Below are 18,158 nucleotides of genomic sequence, written 5' to 3'. Positions count from 1 at the left end.
TGGGGCAGTACGCCAATTCGGCAGGTGAAAACTAATCCATCCATATTTGAAACCCTACATAATTGAGCCATTATCCTGAGATGGGGATAACGCAAGAAGCTATGCAAGAAGCCATTAAACGAGCCATTACAGTGGCTCATTTAAATAGCGCCGGTCTGTTCCGCGGTAAAAAAATGACAGCGTAAAATAGCCATCATTTAATACGTGGCGTTAGAGAGAACAACAGACCGCTTCCAACTGAGTAGGATGGAGTGGAGACAAATAACAGAGAATTTCGCTCTCTAAATATATGACCACAAGATCACGATATTTATCAGATGAACATGAAGAAAATGTGATTAATATCACATGAAATGGCTAATTAATCGCCATCAATGCCGATTTTTCATATTGAATTCTTTGATTAATAAATCGCTCAACAGCTCCTTTTTCAATCGAAAAATTTAGCCTGTCATGAGTTGTCACTCCCAATAACAGGCAATAAATCTCTGCGGGTTTATTTTCAATGCTGGCCTTTTGCGACATCCTCTTTACGGCGGGGAGCAGTCACGACTTCCCTCTTTTGAGTGGTGGTGGGAATACGATCCGGCTCGTAAAACTCATATGAATTAACCTAATGCTACTGGGATAACACCTGTCGGCCAAGTTGGGTGCAGTAGATTCGAACCGCATTTGCACGGTGCGACCCAACTGCCGGTAAGGCGCTATTTCGACGTCGATATAAAAAACTTCGCCCCGGAAATAAATCACGGCTTGCCGGTGATTGTTAACATGCTCACACTTTCTATTGCGTGCGAAACCCTTGGTCTGTAAGGGATAACGAGCGGAGAATATCATAGTGAAAGCATATCAACAGACAGTATCGGAATGGTTGCGCCTTGTGGGTGAACGTCAAGGCGTGGCTTTGAGCATTGGCAGCGATGGTCACTGTACCGTGCCTTTCGGCCAAGGTGGAGAGTGCGTCGTTGAAGTACCGGACAACGACGACGTTCAGGCATTTTATCTCTATATTCCTTTGTTGCGATTACCGGTAGATGAATCGGGCCAGTTGATGCTGACTCGGGCTGCCCTTGAGTTGAATATGTTCGGTCTTACCACCGGCGGCAGTCAGATCAGTCTGGACAGTCGTACCAATTATCTGGTGTTGAGCTTCTCCGCGTTGATCGAGATGTTCGACGAAACTGCATTTATGCAGACTTTGGGGGAGTTTCTCGATCTTGGGATCAGCTTGCAGTCTCAGTTTCAGGCGATCAACACCCAGCAGAACGGAGCGTCTGCGCCGCATCCATTACCTGGCTCAGCCATCGCATGCTGAGTAGCGGTTATCTGAATAGCAAAGGAGAATAAGATGTCTATTCAAAGTCTTGGGCACACTCTCAAAGCGACGGCATTGTCGCCCCTTTCGAACGGGGAAGTACAGACACCATCTCGCAATAATAATGTTCATCATCATCTTGCTTCCCATTACACCAGTACTGGTCTTGGTACTCAGGTGTCGCCGGGCAAGGTGCTGACCACTACACTGAAATATCTGACATTGAGCGCCCCGGCTCGCAAGATTGGCACTGCCATACAGGGAGGACATGATTCCCATGCGCAGAGCGCCAAAGGTAAGGCGCGTTACTGGACTGGGGCCATTATCAAGGGATTGGCTAATATCACGGGCGGTGCTAGTAGTGTAACGAGCGGTGCAATTTCAGTCGGTGTCGCAGGCGTTAAAAACCTAGCGGAATCTACCGGGCGTTTGCTGGCATCTTCTGCCCTTGGGCTGGCTGGCGCGGGCGCGAAGGGAGTTTCGCATCTACCGCTTGGCGCGTCCGAGCGTTTGCAGGCTGGAACGCGTGCCGAACAATTGCTGAATTCTGCCAAGGTTATCGCCAAACCCGCGTTTGTGGCTAAAGCAGAGCAAGAGCCGTTGAATGCTGTGGGAGCTAAAGCAGTGATGGATGCGGCCCAATTGGCGAGAATCAGTTGCTCCAGTAGCTATCGGGATATGCCCGCGGGTTACAGTCATGCCGCTTTAGCTGATATTCCGTCCTCAATACTGGCTCGCCGGGAGGATGGCACTGGCGGAACCGGCAGTGAGTTAACCCTGCATGTTCGCCCCAGCAAGGGGCAGGATGATCCTTTAATCCTTGAGGGAGATGGCTGGTCTGCGCTCAAGGTCGCTGTCTACAAGCGTGACGACACTATGGTGCTCTCCTTTGTGGGCACTCAGCCAACCAAGCGTCCTGGCACTGTAAAGAGTGATGTCGGCGCGGCTTTGGGGATCAAGGACAGCGCGTTTCAGGATGCGGACCGCTTGGTCAAAGCCTTTACTAAACAATATGGCGGTAAGGTTGAGGTTTTGGGCCACTCTTTAGGCGGCGGGTTGGCGCAATATGCGGGCATTAAACATGGGATCAAAGTCACCGCATTCAACAGCATGGGGTTGCATGTAGGATTGCGGGATCGGTTGGCCGATAAGTTGGATAGTGCCAACGTCACCCACATCAATACCAGTAGTGATCCGCTGAGTCAGAAGGCCGAACATGGTATTTGGGGGCTGGATGCCTCTTCTCAGGTAGGCAAGCGTTATGTGATTGAGCATTCAGGTGGTCACCGTATGGAGTCGGTGACCGCAGGTTTGGAAGCCTTACTGGCTTAACGACTCGATATGTCAGGACAGCGCCTCCTGCGGGAGGCGCTGTCAACAGACACGGTATTTAAAGACACAGTATTTAAACGCGATTGAGCGTTATTTCAGCGCCTTGAGGATTTGCCAGGCTGCTTTGATGCGCGCCTCATTGGGGTAATTTTTGTTGGCTAGCAGCACAATACCCATTTGCTCTTGCGGCACAAACGCGACATATGCTCCGAAGCCATTGGTGGAACCGGTTTTATTGATAAAAAGCGCATCCGTTGGCGGCTCTGGCGGCGATAGTTCCGTAGTTTTATTGGCTTGAAAAGCGAGCTGCGCCGAGTTGCCGCTCAGTACCTGCTCAAGGGTGACAGGCCAGTGATAAAGCTCCCAGCCTAGCCCTTGCGTCATCTCACCTACCCGGTAATAACCGGTATGGGTTGCCCGAATCGCCTGTGCCAGTTTGCTGTCACCTACGCGGGAAGGATCGATATTCGCGTCAACGAAGCCGATCAGTTCCTGTGCGCTGGTTTTCAGACCATAGGCTTCCTCAGCCAGCACGCCGGGGTTTATACGGATCGGTTTATTCTCTTTTGAATAACCCAATGCATAATTTTTCATCTCCTGCGCAGGCACGTTAAACCAGGTATGGTGTAGACCAAGCGGTGAAAGGATCTGGTTTTTCACCAGCATTGAGTAGGGTTTTTCAAGGCTTTGGGCAGCGATATAGCCCGCCAGGCCAATGCTAGGATTGGAGTATTGTCGGTAGGTTCCGGGAGTGTACTTTGGCTGCCAGTGCTGAAACCAGTCCACCATTTTGCTATTGCTGTCGATCTCGTCGGGGAATTGCAACGGCAGGCCGCCCGCGGTATAGGTGGCAATATTCAGCAGGTTTATGTTGTCAAAGGCGCTGCCTGCAAGCGGTTGAAAATGATGGCTGGCCTTATCGGAGAGGGAAATGGCTCCCGTCACCTGCGCCCAAGAGATCAGGCTGCCGGTAAAGGTTTTGCTGACCGAACCTAACTCAAAGATTGTCTCTTTGGTGACCGGTATGTTGTTCTCTTTTGATGCGTCACCGTATTGATAGAAAAAATGTTGACCGCGGAAAGTCACCGCGATCGCCATTCCTGGAATGTCATATTCCTGCATCAGGGAGTGTATGGTCTTATCAACAGTATTTGTCAGACGGGCCTGATCGGGTGTATTTGAGGCTTGAGCGCCGAGAGAAGCGGCAAGCAGCAGCCCGCCGGTCAGCACCGAAAATTGTTTTGTCATGTGATGTGTCCTTAATTACAGTGAGAGCTTTCAGTCCGGGATTTTATCAGGATTTGTACCCCCAATCATAAAATTTGTGATCTCTATCACCTGACAAAATAAAACTTTGCGGTTGCTGATTGAAAACCAAGCGCTTTCGTTTCTTTATATCAATTGTTACCCAAAAGGTGGATGAAAACTGATTTTTGGGTAACTAGTCAGTAACCAGAAAATTTAATATTTTCTTTCGCTTTGTTTCTAATCGAAACCTTTTATGCCTATTTTTGTCTATATAATAGACTGTAATAGCGATCACAATTTCGTTTGGTTGCTTTTGCTGTAATTAAATCGAAAGAGAGGGAAAGCAATTCATCACAGGCGGCATAAATTTATCGCTGAAAATCTGAGGGGTATAACGGAATGGCTGTGGATACCGTAAAAAGACGTGAACAGATTATCGACTTGTTGTGTCATGAAGGCAGCGTACGTGTTGAGCATCTGAGCACCCGTTTTGGGGTTTCCAGCGTCACTATCCGTAATGACCTGCGTTATCTGGAGCAAAAAGGTTGTGCATTGCGTTCCTATGGCGGCGCCATGTTGAATCAGCAATTCGCCTTTGATCGCCCCTTGCAAGATAAAGGCCGGATCAATCGTGATGTGAAATCGCGCATTGCGGCCAGGGCGGCACAGTTTGTTCAGGATGGTGATGCCCTGATCCTTGATTCCGGCTCGACTACCACGCAAATCGTGCCATTTCTTAAAGAACGGCGTGATTTGGTCGTCATGACTAACGCGTTGAATATCGCCTATGAACTGGCGGGGTTTGACCGGATGGAGGTGATGGTGCTTGGCGGGAGTGTGCGTCAAAACTCCTACTCGCTCTATGGTCCGGCTGCGGAACAACAATTACGTCAATATCGCTTTGACACCCTATTTCTTGGCGTCGATGGTTTTGATCTGGAAGCAGGGATAACCACGCCACATCCCGGTGAAGCTCACCTTAATCGCGTAATGTGTGAGGTGGCGCATGAAATTATCGCGGTGGCGGATGCCAGTAAATTTGGGCGCAGAAGTTTTTGCATGATCCGTCAGGCCGGACAGATTCATCGGCTGATTACTGACAGTCGGATCCCCGATAACTACAAGCGGGCATTAATTGAACTCGGCGTGGATGTGGTTATTGCCGACGAATAGTTCTTACCGAGATTCTTGCCCGCATGGGAGACACCATGCAGTCACTATTACAACTTATCCGTCGTCATAAATCAGGTGAAGCGGTGGGGATCTATTCGGTCTGTTCCGCTCATCCTTGGGTATTGGAAAGCGCTTTACGCGTCGCTAAAGAGCGTAAGACCTCGGTACTGATTGAAGCAACTTCTAATCAGGTCAATCAGTTTGGCGGTTACACCGGGATGCAACCGGCTCAATTCCGGGATGCAGTTTGGCAGCAGGCCGATCGCATTGGGTTGCCGCGTGATCGTATCTGGTTAGGAGGCGATCATCTTGGACCAAATGCCTGGCAGGATCTTCCCGCTGAACAGGCGATGAAACTGGCTGAAACGTTGATACACGATTATGTGGCGGCGGGGTTTCGTAAGATCCACCTCGATTGCTCGATGTCTTGTCTGGATGATCCAACGCCGCTGGGCGACAACGAGGTTGCGGTACGCGCGGCTCGTTTGTGTCAGGTGGCTGAACGTTGTTGGCAGCAGGTGGGGGGAGAACCACCGGTTTATGTGATAGGTACCGAAGTGCCGGTACCGGGCGGAGCTAAAGAAGCATTAGAAGGAATGCAGGTCACTACGCCTCAGGCTGCGGCTACAACGTTGAATGTTCATCAACAAGCTTGGCGACTGGCAGGATTGGAACCGGTATGGCCGCGGGTGATTGCGCTGGTGGTGCAACCGGGTGTGGAGTTCGATCACCACCATATCGAACATTATCAACCTGAACGTGCAGCGGCGCTGAGTCAATATATCGAATCTCAACCCTATTTAGTCTATGAAGCCCATTCCACTGATTATCAAACGGCGCAAGCTTACCGTGAGTTGGTTCGTGATCACTTTGCCATTCTGAAAGTCGGTCCGGCTTTGACTTTTGCTTTACGGGAGGCGCTGTTCGCACTCGATAAAATCGATAGTGAATGGAATGGGGAACAGGGCGCGGCTCATCTGTGCGCCACGCTGGAACAGGTCATGCTTGAGCAACCGGAGCACTGGAACCGCTATTATCACGGTACGTCGCATCAACAGTTTATTGATCGTCAATACAGTTTGAGTGATCGCGTTCGTTACTACTGGCCGCATCCTCAGGTACAACAGGCAGTGGATACTTTGATGGATAACCTGCGTTGTCGCCCGGTTTCCCTTTCACTACTGAGTCAGTACCTGCCTGAGCAGGCGCAGGCGGTTAATGCCGGCAGGCTGGATAATGACCCACACGCTTGGGTGTTGGATAAAATTCGTTCTGTGCTCTTGAGCTATGCGCAGGCTTGTGAGCCAGAGGTACAAGGAGTTTTAACATGAATGAGCTGTTTTCCTATACCGAAGTCTGGTTGCGTGAGCATCATGCGCTGCATACTGCCAGAGAGATCCATCAACAGCCTGAACTTTGGCGTCAGTTATATCAAAATCTGCAATGTGAGGAGGGATTGTGGCGGCCCTTTTTGCAGCCTTTATTATCAGATCCAGAGTTACAGATAGTGCTGTGTGGCGCAGGTTCCTCCGCGTTTATCGGGCGCACGCTGGCGCCTTGGTTGCGTGAGCAGTGTGGACTGAATGTAGTCGCGTACAGCACCACAGATATTGTGCCTTCTCCTTTGCAATATCTCGATCCAACACGTTCAACCTTGTTGATTTCCTATGGGCGGTCGGGCAATAGCCCCGAGAGCGTGGCGGCGGTAAAACTGGCGGATCAACTCCTGCCACACTGTTATCACCTGATGCTGACCTGTAATCCCGGTGGTGAGTTAGCGCGTTATGCCGAAGGGCGCGCTCACGTCTGTTCGTTGAATATGCCGCAGGGTGCTCATGACCAGAGCTTTGCTATGACGTCCAGTTTCAGTTGTATGACGTTAGCAACAGTGTTGCTGCTAGGGCCGTTGACGTTGGAACAGAGTGGTGAGGCGTTGATGACGATGAGCGCGTTGTGTGAGCGGGAAAGGGGGCAGTGGCAGGCACAAGTTAAGCGGCTGGCATGCAGTGGTTTTAAGCGCATGATGTGTCTGGGTTCCAGTTGTTTTACTGGGATAGCCGAGGAGGGGGCGCTTAAGATGCTGGAATTGACCGCCGGGCATGTCGCCACCCGTTACGACTCATCAATGGGGGTGCGTCATGGGCCGAAATTTATGATCGAACGCGATACGCTGGTGATCATGATGCTCTCCGCTGATCAATATCGTCGTCGTTATGATCTCGATCTTTGGCATGAACTGAATCATGACGGATTGGCGTGTCAAATTGTTGCACTGAGTGGCACACAGGGGAAAGGGTTCACGGTGATTAATAGTGAACAAGACGATATCTGGCTGTTGTTCCCCTATTTGATGTTTTTGCAGATGTTAGCGTTTGAAACCTCGCTGGCACTGGGCATAACGCCAGACAATCCATGTCCGACAGGGGAAGTCAACCGCGTGGTGAAGGGGGTGGAAATTTATCCCTATCATCCACCGTATTCACCAAGAATAAAATGTAGCAGGAGTGATTATGTCGATACCGAATATTTTAATGACCCGAATTGATAACCGGTTGGTGCACGGTCAAGTCGGTGTGACCTGGACCAATTCACTGGGGGCCAATTTGGTATTGGTGGCTAACGATCAAGCTGCCGGTGATTTGATGCAGCAAAATCTGATGGATATGGTGGTTTCTGATGGGGTTCAGACGCGTTATTTCACCCTGCAAAAAACCATTGATGTGATTCATAAAGCGGCTGAACGCCAGAAAATTTTCATCGTCTGTAAAACGCCGCAGGATGTACTGACGCTGGTAAAGGGCGGAGTACCGATCCGCTTCGTTAACGTGGGCAATATGCATTTTTCTGAGGGAAAGCGTCAAATCCATAAGACGGTTTCGGTTGATGACAGTGACGTGGTGGTGTTTCGTGAACTGGAGCAACTGGGCGTCACTTGCGAAATTCGGCGGGTGCCGGATGAAGCGGGAGAACCTATCGCCAAATTGCTGGTGTGAGGGGTGAGTTATGCTGATTGATGCGATATTGATTGGGTTGTTGGCTGGCTTAGCCGGGGTGGATCTGTTCGATGGGTTGACTCATTTTCATCGTCCAGTGGTAATTGGGCCGTTGGTTGGGTTGATTTTAGGGGATGTACAGACGGGTTTGTTAGTGGGTGGCTCGCTGGAATTAGTCTGGATGGGCATGGTGCCGCTGGCAGGCGCTCAACCGCCAAATGTGGTGATTGGCGGGGTGATTGGTACCGCGTTTGCCATTTTGACGGGGGCTGATCCTAAAGTCGCGATTGGTATAGCGGTGCCATTTTCCATTGCAGTACAAGGTTGTATCACTCTGTTGTTTACCGTCTTCTCACCTATGATGCATAAATGCGATCAGATGGTAAAAGCGTTGAACTGGCGTGGCGTGGAGCGCGTGAATTATCTGGGTATCGCCATTCTGTTTTGTTTCTACTTTATCGTGGCATTTCTGCCGGTCTATTTCGGTGCTGACGCTGCCAGCGTCATGGTACGGAAGGCGCCGCAATGGTTGTTGGATGGTTTGGCGGTTGCGGGTGGCATGATGCCTGCGATTGGTTTTTCTATGCTGATGAAGATCATGATGAAAAAGACCTATATCGCTTATTTCATTCTGGGTTTCGTTTCAGTCACCTTCCTTAATATGCCGATTATTGCTGTAGCACTTGGCGCTTTTGCGATTGCATTGATCGATTTCTTTAACCGTTCCCGTATGGAAGAGGCCGCTGAACGCAGCGTGTCTACCACTCAATCTCACACTCAATCTCAGGAGATGGAAGATGGCATTTAACGACACCGATGCGGCTATGGCCGCTAAAGCTGAGAACAGGATGGCGCAGGCGCTGGCAACCAGTCAGGTTGAGCAGGATGATTATCAGGACACGATACCGAGTGAGGATCTGACCAACGGCGATTTGAATCGTATGGCGTGGCGCTCTTTGTTGCTACAGGCATCATTTAACTATGAGCGTATGCAGGCGGGAGGCTGGTTGTACACCTTGATCCCTGGTCTGCGTAAGATTCACAAGAATCCGCAAGATCTTTCAAATTCTATGAAGATGCATATGGAGTTTATCAATGTGCATCCGTTTGATGTCACCTTCCTGTCTGGGTTGGTGCTGGCAATGGAGAGGAATAAAGAAAAAATTTCCACTATTCGCGCGGTGAAAGTGGCGCTGATGGGGCCGCTCGGTGGGATTGGCGATGCATTGTTCTGGTTGACTCTGCTGCCTATCTGCGCGGGTATCGGGGCTTCTCTGGCGCTACAAGGCAGTCTATTCGGTCCCATTATATTCCTGCTGTTGTTCAATATCGTGCATTTCGGCTTGCGTTTTGGTCTGGCTCATTATGGCTATCGGGCAGGAACCAGCGCGTTGACATTGTTGAAAAAGCATACCAAAAAGATCTCCCATGCTGCTTCGATTGTGGGAATGACGGTAATCGGGGCGTTGGTGGCTTCCTATGTCCATCTCTCGACGCCGGTGGTGGTAAATGCCGGTAAGGCCAGTGTGGCGTTGCAGAAGGATGTGCTGGACAAACTGATGCCGAACTTATTGCCGTTGTGTTTCACTTTGCTGGTGTTTTGGTTGATGAAAAAGGGATTTTCCCCGATCAAATTAATTGGTTTGACCGTTGTGATCGGGATTGTAGGGAAGTTTGTTGGTTTTCTTTAATAAATGGCGCTGAGGAGAGGGAATGTTAGGTATTGTAATCACCGGTCATGGGCATTTCGCCAGTGGGTTGTTGCAGGCAGTGGAACAAGTCGTCGGACGACAACCTCAGTGCTGCGCTGTCGATTTTCCTGAGGGAATCAGTACGCAACAATTATTGCTGTTGTTACAGGCGGCTTGCGCCGCCTGTGATAGTGGTGAAGGTGTCATTATTCTCAGTGACTTACTGGGTGGATCACCGTTCCGGCAGGCGGCGCAACTGGCAATAGCTAATCCATGTTATGAAGTTATCACCGGTACTAATATGCAATTGGCGGTAGAGATGATGCTGGATCGTGAAGATATAACTCTGGAAACATTTCGTGATATGGCGCTGGAATGTGGGCGGCGGGGATTAACCAGCCTGTGGCATGAACAACAGAAACGAAGGTATGACAGCCCGAATCTGGATGGCATTTAAGGAGCTTATATGTACCTGATTTCTAGTCGTCAAATGTTAAAAAAGGCCCTGCGTGAAGGTTATGCGGTTCCTGCTTTCAACGTCCATAATCTGGAAACTGTCCAAGTGGTAGCGGAAACCGCTGCACGTTTGGCATCACCGGTGATTTTGGCAGGTACGCCAAGTACTTTCAGTTATGCGGGGACTGACTACCTAGTGTCAATCTGTCAGGATGCCGCTCGTCGCCACAATTTGCCGCTGGCGTTGCATCTCGATCATCATGAGGAACTGGAAGATATCAGTCATAAAGTGACCGCGGGTGTGCGTTCGGTAATGATTGATGGCTCGCATTTACCCTTTGAAGAGAATATTCGTAAGGTAGCTGAGGTGGTACGATTTTGCCATCGTTACGATGTTAGCGTTGAGGCGGAATTGGGGCGGCTAGGCGGGCAGGAGGATGATTTGCAGGTTTCCAGCGCCGATAGTTTCTTTACCGATCCGCTGGCGGCGAAAGCCTTTGTTGCCCGTACCGGTATTGATTCTCTGGCGGTAGCGATTGGTTCTGCGCATGGTTTGTATCATGGTGAACCGCGTCTGGATTTTGATCGGTTAGCAGCAATTTGTGAACAGGTGGATATTCCGTTGGTGCTGCATGGCGCATCGGGTATTCCTGAAGTGATGATACAGCAGGCGATTGGTCTTGGTGTATGTAAAGTCAATGTGGCGACCGATCTAAAAATTGCTTTTGCTGATGCGGTAAAGCGCTATTTCATCCAGCATCCAGATGCAAATGATCCACGTAAATATATCGCGCCGGGAAAACAGGCTATGCAGGCAGTAGTAGAAGAAAAGATTCGGATTTGTGGCAGTGCAGGCAAGCTGTATTCGTGACGGTTCTGTTTTTTTATTCTGACTATAAGGAAACTGCTGTGAAAATAAGAACGTTAAATAGAATTACGTTGAGTTTATTAGCGAGTTCCGTGTTGTATAACACGCCAGTCTGGGCAGATAGCTGGTTGTTGGACGGTAATAATTACCATGTAACTGTTAGCGACGAACATGGTAAAGTGACGCAATTAAAATTTGAAAATCCAAAAAACCACGATCACATCATCATTGATAATCTGTTTGAAATCACGTTGAAATCAGGAGAAAAACTCACTACTAAAGATTTTCAGATTACTGATATCAGCAAAAAGCGCAATCGTATTGTTGTCTCCCTGAAACATGGCGACATTCAGGTAAAAAATATCATTACGGTGGAGGATAAAGATAAGTACGGCTCGTTTGAAATCACTATTACACCGCAGGAAAACGCGTTAGAGCTCAGCTCTGTCTCGTTGATGCCATTTCGCACTAAAGTCCCTTTTGTCCACGGCTCTATCGCCAGTTCACCGATTGTCAGCGATAGCTTCTTTATTGTTCCCGGTAATCCATTGATTACCACTGAGGCTTATAAAGGGAGCGCTTCGCAAAAAATTGCGCTCTCTATCCCGCTCGAGCCGGGGAAAACGTTAAGTTATAAGACATATGTTGGTGTTTATCAGCAAGGGCAATTGCGGCGTAACGTCAATGAGTTTTTGAACAATGCTCGTCCGCGTCAATATAGTCCTTACCTACATTACAACTCTTGGTACGATATTGGTTTCTTCACTCCTTATACCGAACAAGAGTCGTTGACGCGTATCAAACAGTTTGGGCAGGAGTTGGTGACTAAGCGCGGTGTGAAGTTGGGTGGTTATCTGTTTGATGATGGTTGGGATAACCTTAAAGGAGATTGGGGTTTTAGTCAGGCATTTCCCCATGAGTTCAAAAATCTTAAGAAGGAAGCAGATCAATATCATGCTCGTTTAGGTATTTGGCTCTCTCCTTGGGGCGGTTATGGTAAACCGGGTGAGCAGCGTGTTTCTCATGCGGAGGAGTTTGGTTATGAAGTGATAGATGGCAGATTTGCGCTTTCAGGCCCTAATTACTACGCCAATTTCCATAACCGGGTGCTCAACCTGATTCAACAACAAAATGTATCCATGTTTAAGCTGGACGGCACCGGCAATGCTGATCGTGTGATTAAAGGGAGTTCATTCACCAGTGATTTTGATGCCGCTATCCATCTTATTGAAGATATGCGCAATACAGGCAATGAACTGTTTATCAACTTGACCACAGGCACCAAGGCCACGCCTTCCTGGCTATTTTTCGCCGATTCTATTTGGCGTGGCGGCTATGATGTGGAGTTTCTCGGTACAGGTTCCAAAGTGCAGCAGTGGCTTACCTATCGTGATGCGGAAACTTATCGTAATGTCGTAACAAAGGGACCGCTGTTCCCACTGAATTCATTGATGCTGCATGGCATTGTTTATGCTAAACAGGCTAAGCATCTGGATAAACAGTCACCTAAAGATTTTGCCGATCAGGTTTGGAGCTATTTTGGCAGCGGCACTCAGTTACAGGAGATGTATGTTACGCCTGAACTGTTGACCACCGAGGATTGGGATACGCTGGCAAACGCGGCGAAATGGTCAGAGAAGAATAAAGATGTGCTGTTTGATACCCATTGGATTGGTAAAGATCCCACCGACCTAGCGGTGTACGGTTGGGGAGCCTGGAGTCCGAAAAAGTCGATTATCACTTTGCGCAATCCTGCTGATGAAGTGAAACAATATTATCTGGATTTGCAAAGCGATCTCGAATTGCCTGATGATCAACCTTCGGTATATGACGTTAATATCGATTATGGCGAGAACAACTCGTTGCCGAAATTTATCAATAAAACAGCGCTGATTACCCTTCAACCGTTAGAGACACTGACCTTTTCTTTGACGCCATCGAAATAATCACAGTGTTATTAAATTGCCCCGAATAAACGACTTTATTCGGGGCAGTGATTGTTTTGGGAAATATTGTTTTTTTAAAATCTATTTAAAGGACAAAACTAATGAAAGCGTTGATCGTAATTGACATGCTGAACGATTTTGTCACAGGAGTACTCGCCAATGAGGCGGATGCGATGAAGATCGTACCGGTAATCAAGCGGCTGATTGATCATGCTCGGAACCATCGTGATTGGCTGGTGGTTTATGCTAATGACGCTCATCGAGCTGATGATCGGGAAATGAGTATTTGGGGCAGACATGCAATGGCTGGAACGCCAGGTGCTAATGTCATTGAAACATTGGCTCCTATTGGGACGGAGCGTGAAATTGTTTTGCCCAAGCGATTTTATGGGGCTTTCGATGGAACCGAACTGGAAGAGGTTTTGAAAGTATATGGTGTGACGGAAGTTGTGTTAACCGGCCAGCATACCCATTGTTGCGTCAGACATACGGCCTATGGCGCGTTTATACGCGGTTATCGAATCAAAATTTTGTCAGATGCTGTGTGTGTTTTTCCCGGTGTTGATCAAGAGGATGCTCTTAATTATCTTAAAACCATTTATGGCGCTGAGATTACAACGAGTAATGTTTTAACCGGGTAATATGGAATATCCTATTAATATAGTTAATGGATCAAATTGCTGAGAATATATCAGCTAAAACTGATCTGGCAGATGCCAGTGAATATTGGCGCCTGCCAGCTAAATATTAACTAAACAGCGGGTAAATTACGTCCATAATAGATTTCTTGTATCTCTTTTTTCAAGAGATGGGTAATTTCCTGCTTTTCCGTTTCACTCAGTTGCTCTGGTGTGGCATTAAATAGGTAATCATTCAGGTCAAATCTTTTTAGCATCATTTTTGTATGAAATAGATTTTCCTGATAAATATTAACATCCATCATGTAATACTGCGATTGCACTTCCTCGGTCATATAATTCTGAATCGAGCTGATTTCGTGATCGATATAGTGTTTCATGCCATTTACATCTCTGGTGAAACCACGGACGCGGTAATCCATCGTGACAATATCTGATTCTAATTTGTGGATCAGATAGTTCAGCGCTTTGAGAGGTGAAATAACACCGCAGGTTGATACTTCAATATCAGCTCTGAAAGTGCATATGCCGCCGCCCGGATGGCTCTCTGGATAAGTGTGAACGCAGATATGGCTCTTATCCAAATGAGCAACGACGGAATTAGGTAACGGACCGGGATTTTCAGTATTGTCGACATCCTTTGGGTCCATCGGCTCTTCGCTGACGAGAATGGTGACGCTTGCCCCTTGCGGCTCATAGTCCTGGCGGGCGATATTCAAAATATTTGCACCAATGATCGAACAGGTTTCGCTGAGAATTTCCGTTAAACGGTTAGCGTTATATTGTTCGTCAATATAAGCGATATAACTATCCCGATCAGCTTGGCTTTTTGCATAACAGATATCGTAAATACAAAAACTCAGGCTTTTTGTCAGGTTATTAAAGCCGTGCAATTTCAGCTTGTGCAATTTATTTCACCTCCTGGCTAATGGGTGATTATGGGTTCTCGGATAGTGCATCCAGCAGATATTGTGGTAGAGCAAAGCTACCGGTATGAACGGCTGGATTGTAGTAACGGCAGGTAAAGCCTGCGTTGTTAAAGCGCTGTTGCAATGTCGCCAGATCCACATGGCGTAGTGCCGGGTTCTGGCTCGCCCAGGCAAAGGTCATAATTCCACCATAATAGGTTGGAATCGCAGCCTGATAGAAACCGCTGTCAGCAAAATAGTTGCTCAATTTTTTATGGCTGGTTACTGCTTCGTCCTGTTGCAGGAAACAAACACCATTTTGGGCAACAAAGATGCCGCCTTCATTCAGGCAGCGTTGGCAACCTTGATAGAATTCGGAGGTAAATAATCCTTCACCAGGCCCAATCGGGTCCGTGCAGTCAGAGATAATGACATCGAATTTCTGATCAGTGGTATTAACGAAATTAACGCCATCGTCAATGATCAAATTGAAACGTGGATCATCGTAAGCACCGGCATTATGGTTAGGCAGATACTGACGGCAGAATTCAACGACACCAGCATCGATTTCAACCATCGTGATGCTTTCAAGATATTGATGACGGCAGACTTCACGTAACATACCGCCATCACCACCGCCGATAATCAGTACTCGTTTGGCGTTTCCGTGGGCAAACAAAGGAACATGAGCCATCATTTCGTGGTAGATAAATTCATCACGTTCAGTGGTTTGTACTGTGCCGTCCAGCGCCATAATGCGGCCTAATGCCGCGTTTTCGAAGATAATCAAATCCTGATGCTCAGTTTTATCGCGATAAAGCACTTTATCGACGGAAAAATACTGACCAAAGTTGGCGTGCAGGGTTTCGTACCAAATTTCTTTTTGCGACATATCCCGGCTTTTCCTCCACTGTGACAGTCATGAAAATTGGGTGCATATAATAGCCAACAATTCTCATAGTTGCACGGTGAAATTTACCCCTTTCGGGGGATGAGGAAAAGCACTATTTAACGTAGGCGAATAAACTCAGCGAATCTCTGGCGAGAGCATGGCACTTTATCGCATTGGACAGGTAAATTCCTTTTAAATCCTGGTAGCTTTCTTCATTGAGTTTGTCCATCAATTGGCTGTTGTAATTCGTTAAATCCCACTTATTACGCTGAGCAAAATAAATAATGGCTCGTTTAATTTCCCGGTCAGGAATTTGGCTGTAACCACAGTCATATTTCAGGTAGATAAACACCGCCGTCAGATCCGCCAGATCTTCAGCTTCATTTTCTGTCAGCGCTTTTGCGGGGTGGGAAAAACCGAACAGAACCAGTATGTAAGTCAAGAGAGCTAATTTTCGCATTTGTATTATTATAATCAATCCATGTCATATTAAGTTAACATATTAATATCTTTGTTAGGTAAAATTTATTTTTTTAAATTATTGTAAAGATCGACTTAAATCACATTCCCTCTGCTTGACCTTCCTGTAAGGGTAACCTTTACGTTTCCTTTTATGAAATGTTTTTTTATTGTTTATTTTTTGCCGATTTAATCAGGAAATTGATATGCAACGACGTGATTTTATCAGATTAAGCGCGGTTATTGGTGCATCCAGCATGTTGCCTGTCTGGAGCCGTTTCTCCTTTGCTGAATCTTATCCAACACTGCCCATTCCTCCACAATTAGAGCCAGATGCGGCAGGTAAAATCGCTATTGAAATCAAAGCGGGAAAATCCAGTTTTAAAGCAGGAAAGGTGACTAAAACTTGGGGTTACAACGGTGATTTACTGGGGCCGACATTGAAATTGACGTCAGGTAAACCTGTCACTATTGATATTCTTAATCATCTACCAGAAGAGACCACAGTTCATTGGCATGGTCTGGAGATTACAGGGGAAGCCGATGGCGGCCCGCATGCGATGATTGCGCCAGGTGGGAGCCGAACCGTTAGTTTTACTCCTGAACAACCGGAGGCGACTTGTTGGTTCCATCCGCATACACATGGCAAGACGGGTTATCAGGTTGCAATGGGGCTTGGTGGATTAGTATTGATTGAAGATGAAAACAGTATTAATACGGGGTTGCCAAATCGATGGGGCGTGGATGATATTCCGGTGGTGTTGCAGGATAAGCGCCTGAATAAAGAGGGGCAGATTGATTATCAACTGGATGTGATGAGCGCTGCTGTCGGTTGGTTTGGCGATATAATGCTGACCAATGGCGTTGTTTTACCTCAGCATATTGCGCCACGTGGTTGGTTACGTTTGCGTTTGCTGAATGGTTGTAATGCCCGCAGTCTGAATATTGCGGTCAGTGATGGTCGTGAATTGTATGTTGTTGCCAGTGATGGCGGCTTGTTAGCGGAGCCGGTTGCGGTTAATGAATTATCGATTCTGCCGGGAGAGCGTTTTGAGGTATTGGTGAATACGTTTGATGGAAAAACTTTCGATCTGGTGACTTTACCTGTGGTTCAGATAGGAATGACATTACCGCCATTTGATCAACCGTTACCTGTTTTACGTATTCAACCTCAGCTTTTTTCTAGCCGTACAATACTGTCGGAGCGGCTTACCACGCTTCCTGCATTGCCTTCCTTGACGGGCCTGAACAGGCGTAATTTACATCTGGCGATGGACAGTCGTCTGGATATGCAGGGAATGATGATGTTGTCTCAGCGCTACGGTGAGCGGGCTATGGCTGGTATGGGGATGGATCATGGGAATATGAACCACGGAGATATGCATCATGGTAGTGAATTAAATTTCCATCGTGCGAACACCATTAATGGGCAGTCTTTCTCCATAACAGAACCCGCTTTTGATGTGAAACAGGGGCAGTATGAGCGTTGGGTGATTTCGGGAGTTGGCGATATGATGTTGCATCCGTTCCATATCCACGGCACCCGCTTTCGCATTTTGAGTGAAAATGGCCGCAAACCTGCCGCTCACCGCAGTGGTTGGAAAGACATTGTTCATGTGGAAGGTAAAGAGAGCGAAGTGCTGGTTCATTTCAAGCATACTGCGGGAGCGAAACACCCATTTATGGCGCATTGTCATCTACTAGAACATGAAGATACCGGTATGATGCTGGGTTTTACTGTTAGTAAATAATTTTGTTAACAGATTGACTCTGGTTTGGCTTATCAGAGTCGGCCTCACTGTGCCTTATAGTCCGTAGTTCTGTAGTCTTTTCAATGAATTATTGTTATAGGATGTACATTATAGAACAAAGGTTATACGCAATTGCTTCTACTATGAACTGGTGTTGATAGATGCTTAATCAGCAGTAAATGGACACAACAAAGTATTGTCAGTGATTACCGCAGGTATTAGACTATGATACAGTTGTTTGTTACTCAGTGAAGGAGCGTGAAATGTCTAGTTTTTTCAAGAATATGGGATATGCTCTTGTTTCTCCGGAAAGGGTGATGGCACGCCTCGTTGGCGCACATAAAGAAACTTGTTCTGATGCTGATCAGAAAGATGAAAAGTTCATCATTAATCGTTCTGGAACGGTTACTCTGAATCGTTGTAATCCTGATGTTCAGCGGGCTTTCGCTTTAAACGTTGAGTGGTTGAGTACTAAAAAAGAGGGATAA

18 protein-coding genes are annotated in these 18,158 nt (G+C 47.4%); 14 read left to right on the top strand and 4 right to left on the bottom strand.

Annotated elements, in window-relative coordinates:
• The first annotated feature begins 838 nt into the window (after nucleotides 1–838).
• Nucleotides 839–1,315, top strand: a complete 477-nt coding sequence (locus EAE93_RS17225; protein WP_332009285.1) for a CesT family type III secretion system chaperone — start codon at nucleotides 839–841, stop codon at nucleotides 1,313–1,315.
• 33 nt (nucleotides 1,316–1,348) lie between these two features.
• Nucleotides 1,349–2,647 carry a phospholipase gene (locus tag EAE93_RS17220; RefSeq protein ID WP_040149575.1) on the top strand — a complete coding sequence of 433 codons (1,299 nt, stop codon included), beginning with the start codon at nucleotides 1,349–1,351 and terminating at the stop codon, nucleotides 2,645–2,647.
• A 90-nt stretch (nucleotides 2,648–2,737) separates the two neighbouring features.
• Here the strand turns inward: EAE93_RS17220 and ampC are convergent, their stop codons facing one another.
• Nucleotides 2,738–3,895 carry a class C beta-lactamase gene (ampC, locus tag EAE93_RS17215; protein ID WP_214040201.1) on the bottom strand — a complete coding sequence of 386 codons (1,158 nt, stop codon included), beginning with the start codon at nucleotides 3,893–3,895 and terminating at the stop codon, nucleotides 2,738–2,740.
• A 399-nt stretch (nucleotides 3,896–4,294) separates the two neighbouring features.
• Here ampC and agaR point away from each other — a divergent pair, with 399 nt between their 5' ends.
• The 10 genes from agaR (at nucleotide 4,295) to EAE93_RS17165 (ending at nucleotide 13,663) form a co-directional block, all read left to right on the top strand.
• Nucleotides 4,295–5,068: a transcriptional repressor AgaR gene (gene agaR, locus EAE93_RS17210; protein ID WP_036808268.1), complete on the top strand. Its 774-nt coding sequence runs from the start codon at nucleotides 4,295–4,297 to the stop codon at nucleotides 5,066–5,068.
• 35 nt (nucleotides 5,069–5,103) lie between these two features.
• Nucleotides 5,104–6,399 (top strand): D-tagatose-bisphosphate aldolase, class II, non-catalytic subunit, encoded by a 1,296-nt coding sequence (locus EAE93_RS17205; RefSeq protein WP_214040200.1) that lies wholly within the window; start codon nucleotides 5,104–5,106, stop codon nucleotides 6,397–6,399.
• Entirely contained in the window at nucleotides 6,396–7,613 is a 1,218-nt protein-coding gene (locus EAE93_RS17200) for an AgaS family sugar isomerase (protein ID WP_214040199.1), read from the top strand. The genes EAE93_RS17205 and EAE93_RS17200 overlap by 4 nt, the downstream gene beginning before the upstream one ends.
• On the top strand, nucleotides 7,579–8,061 hold the full coding sequence (gene agaV, locus EAE93_RS17195; protein WP_181147811.1) for a PTS N-acetylgalactosamine transporter subunit IIB: 483 nt from the start codon (nucleotides 7,579–7,581) through the stop codon (nucleotides 8,059–8,061). The genes EAE93_RS17200 and agaV overlap by 35 nt, the downstream gene beginning before the upstream one ends.
• Before the next feature lie 10 nt (nucleotides 8,062–8,071).
• Nucleotides 8,072–8,869, top strand: coding sequence for a PTS N-acetylgalactosamine transporter subunit IIC (agaW, locus tag EAE93_RS17190; RefSeq protein ID WP_036808259.1), 798 nt, complete (start codon nucleotides 8,072–8,074; stop codon nucleotides 8,867–8,869).
• The gene (locus EAE93_RS17185) at nucleotides 8,859–9,752 is read left to right on the top strand and encodes a PTS system mannose/fructose/sorbose family transporter subunit IID (protein WP_036808256.1); all 894 of its coding nucleotides are present in this window, start codon (nucleotides 8,859–8,861) and stop codon (nucleotides 9,750–9,752) included. The genes agaW and EAE93_RS17185 overlap by 11 nt, the downstream gene beginning before the upstream one ends.
• Before the next feature lie 22 nt (nucleotides 9,753–9,774).
• Nucleotides 9,775–10,209 carry a PTS galactosamine/N-acetylgalactosamine transporter subunit IIA gene (agaF, locus tag EAE93_RS17180; RefSeq protein ID WP_214040198.1) on the top strand — a complete coding sequence of 145 codons (435 nt, stop codon included), beginning with the start codon at nucleotides 9,775–9,777 and terminating at the stop codon, nucleotides 10,207–10,209.
• 9 nt (nucleotides 10,210–10,218) lie between these two features.
• Complete coding sequence (locus tag EAE93_RS17175; protein WP_036808250.1) at nucleotides 10,219–11,079, top strand: tagatose bisphosphate family class II aldolase; 861 nt, start codon at nucleotides 10,219–10,221, stop codon at nucleotides 11,077–11,079.
• Nucleotides 11,080–11,117: 38 nt separating this feature from the next.
• On the top strand, nucleotides 11,118–13,022 hold the full coding sequence (locus EAE93_RS17170; protein ID WP_046396218.1) for an alpha-galactosidase: 1,905 nt from the start codon (nucleotides 11,118–11,120) through the stop codon (nucleotides 13,020–13,022).
• A 101-nt stretch (nucleotides 13,023–13,123) separates the two neighbouring features.
• Entirely contained in the window at nucleotides 13,124–13,663 is a 540-nt protein-coding gene (locus tag EAE93_RS17165; RefSeq protein WP_214040197.1) for a cysteine hydrolase family protein, read from the top strand.
• Nucleotides 13,664–13,773: 110 nt separating this feature from the next.
• Here the strand turns inward: EAE93_RS17165 and speD are convergent, their stop codons facing one another.
• The 3 genes from speD to EAE93_RS17150 all read right to left on the bottom strand — a co-directional run bounded on the left by speD (nucleotide 13,774) and on the right by EAE93_RS17150 (nucleotide 15,920).
• Complete coding sequence (speD, locus tag EAE93_RS17160) at nucleotides 13,774–14,568, bottom strand: adenosylmethionine decarboxylase (protein WP_036808244.1); 795 nt, start codon at nucleotides 14,566–14,568, stop codon at nucleotides 13,774–13,776.
• A gap of 28 nt (nucleotides 14,569–14,596) precedes the next feature.
• Entirely contained in the window at nucleotides 14,597–15,460 is an 864-nt protein-coding gene (speE, locus tag EAE93_RS17155) for a polyamine aminopropyltransferase (RefSeq protein ID WP_110086891.1), read from the bottom strand.
• Nucleotides 15,461–15,572: 112 nt separating this feature from the next.
• Nucleotides 15,573–15,920, bottom strand: coding sequence for a YacC family pilotin-like protein (locus EAE93_RS17150; RefSeq protein WP_036782614.1), 348 nt, complete (start codon nucleotides 15,918–15,920; stop codon nucleotides 15,573–15,575).
• Nucleotides 15,921–16,125: 205 nt separating this feature from the next.
• Here EAE93_RS17150 and cueO point away from each other — a divergent pair, with 205 nt between their 5' ends.
• Both cueO and EAE93_RS17140 read left to right on the top strand, forming a co-directional pair.
• Nucleotides 16,126–17,670: a multicopper oxidase CueO gene (cueO, locus tag EAE93_RS17145; protein WP_214040196.1), complete on the top strand. Its 1,545-nt coding sequence runs from the start codon at nucleotides 16,126–16,128 to the stop codon at nucleotides 17,668–17,670.
• A gap of 263 nt (nucleotides 17,671–17,933) precedes the next feature.
• A complete protein-coding gene (locus EAE93_RS17140; RefSeq protein ID WP_011145218.1) occupies nucleotides 17,934–18,158 on the top strand; it encodes a hypothetical protein in 225 nt (74 codons plus the stop codon).

This window comes from Photorhabdus akhurstii (genome assembly GCF_018448925.1).
Classification (GTDB): domain Bacteria; phylum Pseudomonadota; class Gammaproteobacteria; order Enterobacterales; family Enterobacteriaceae; genus Photorhabdus; species Photorhabdus akhurstii.
Note: the sequence above shows the minus strand (reverse complement) of the source record. Positions and strands in the feature narration are given on the sequence as shown.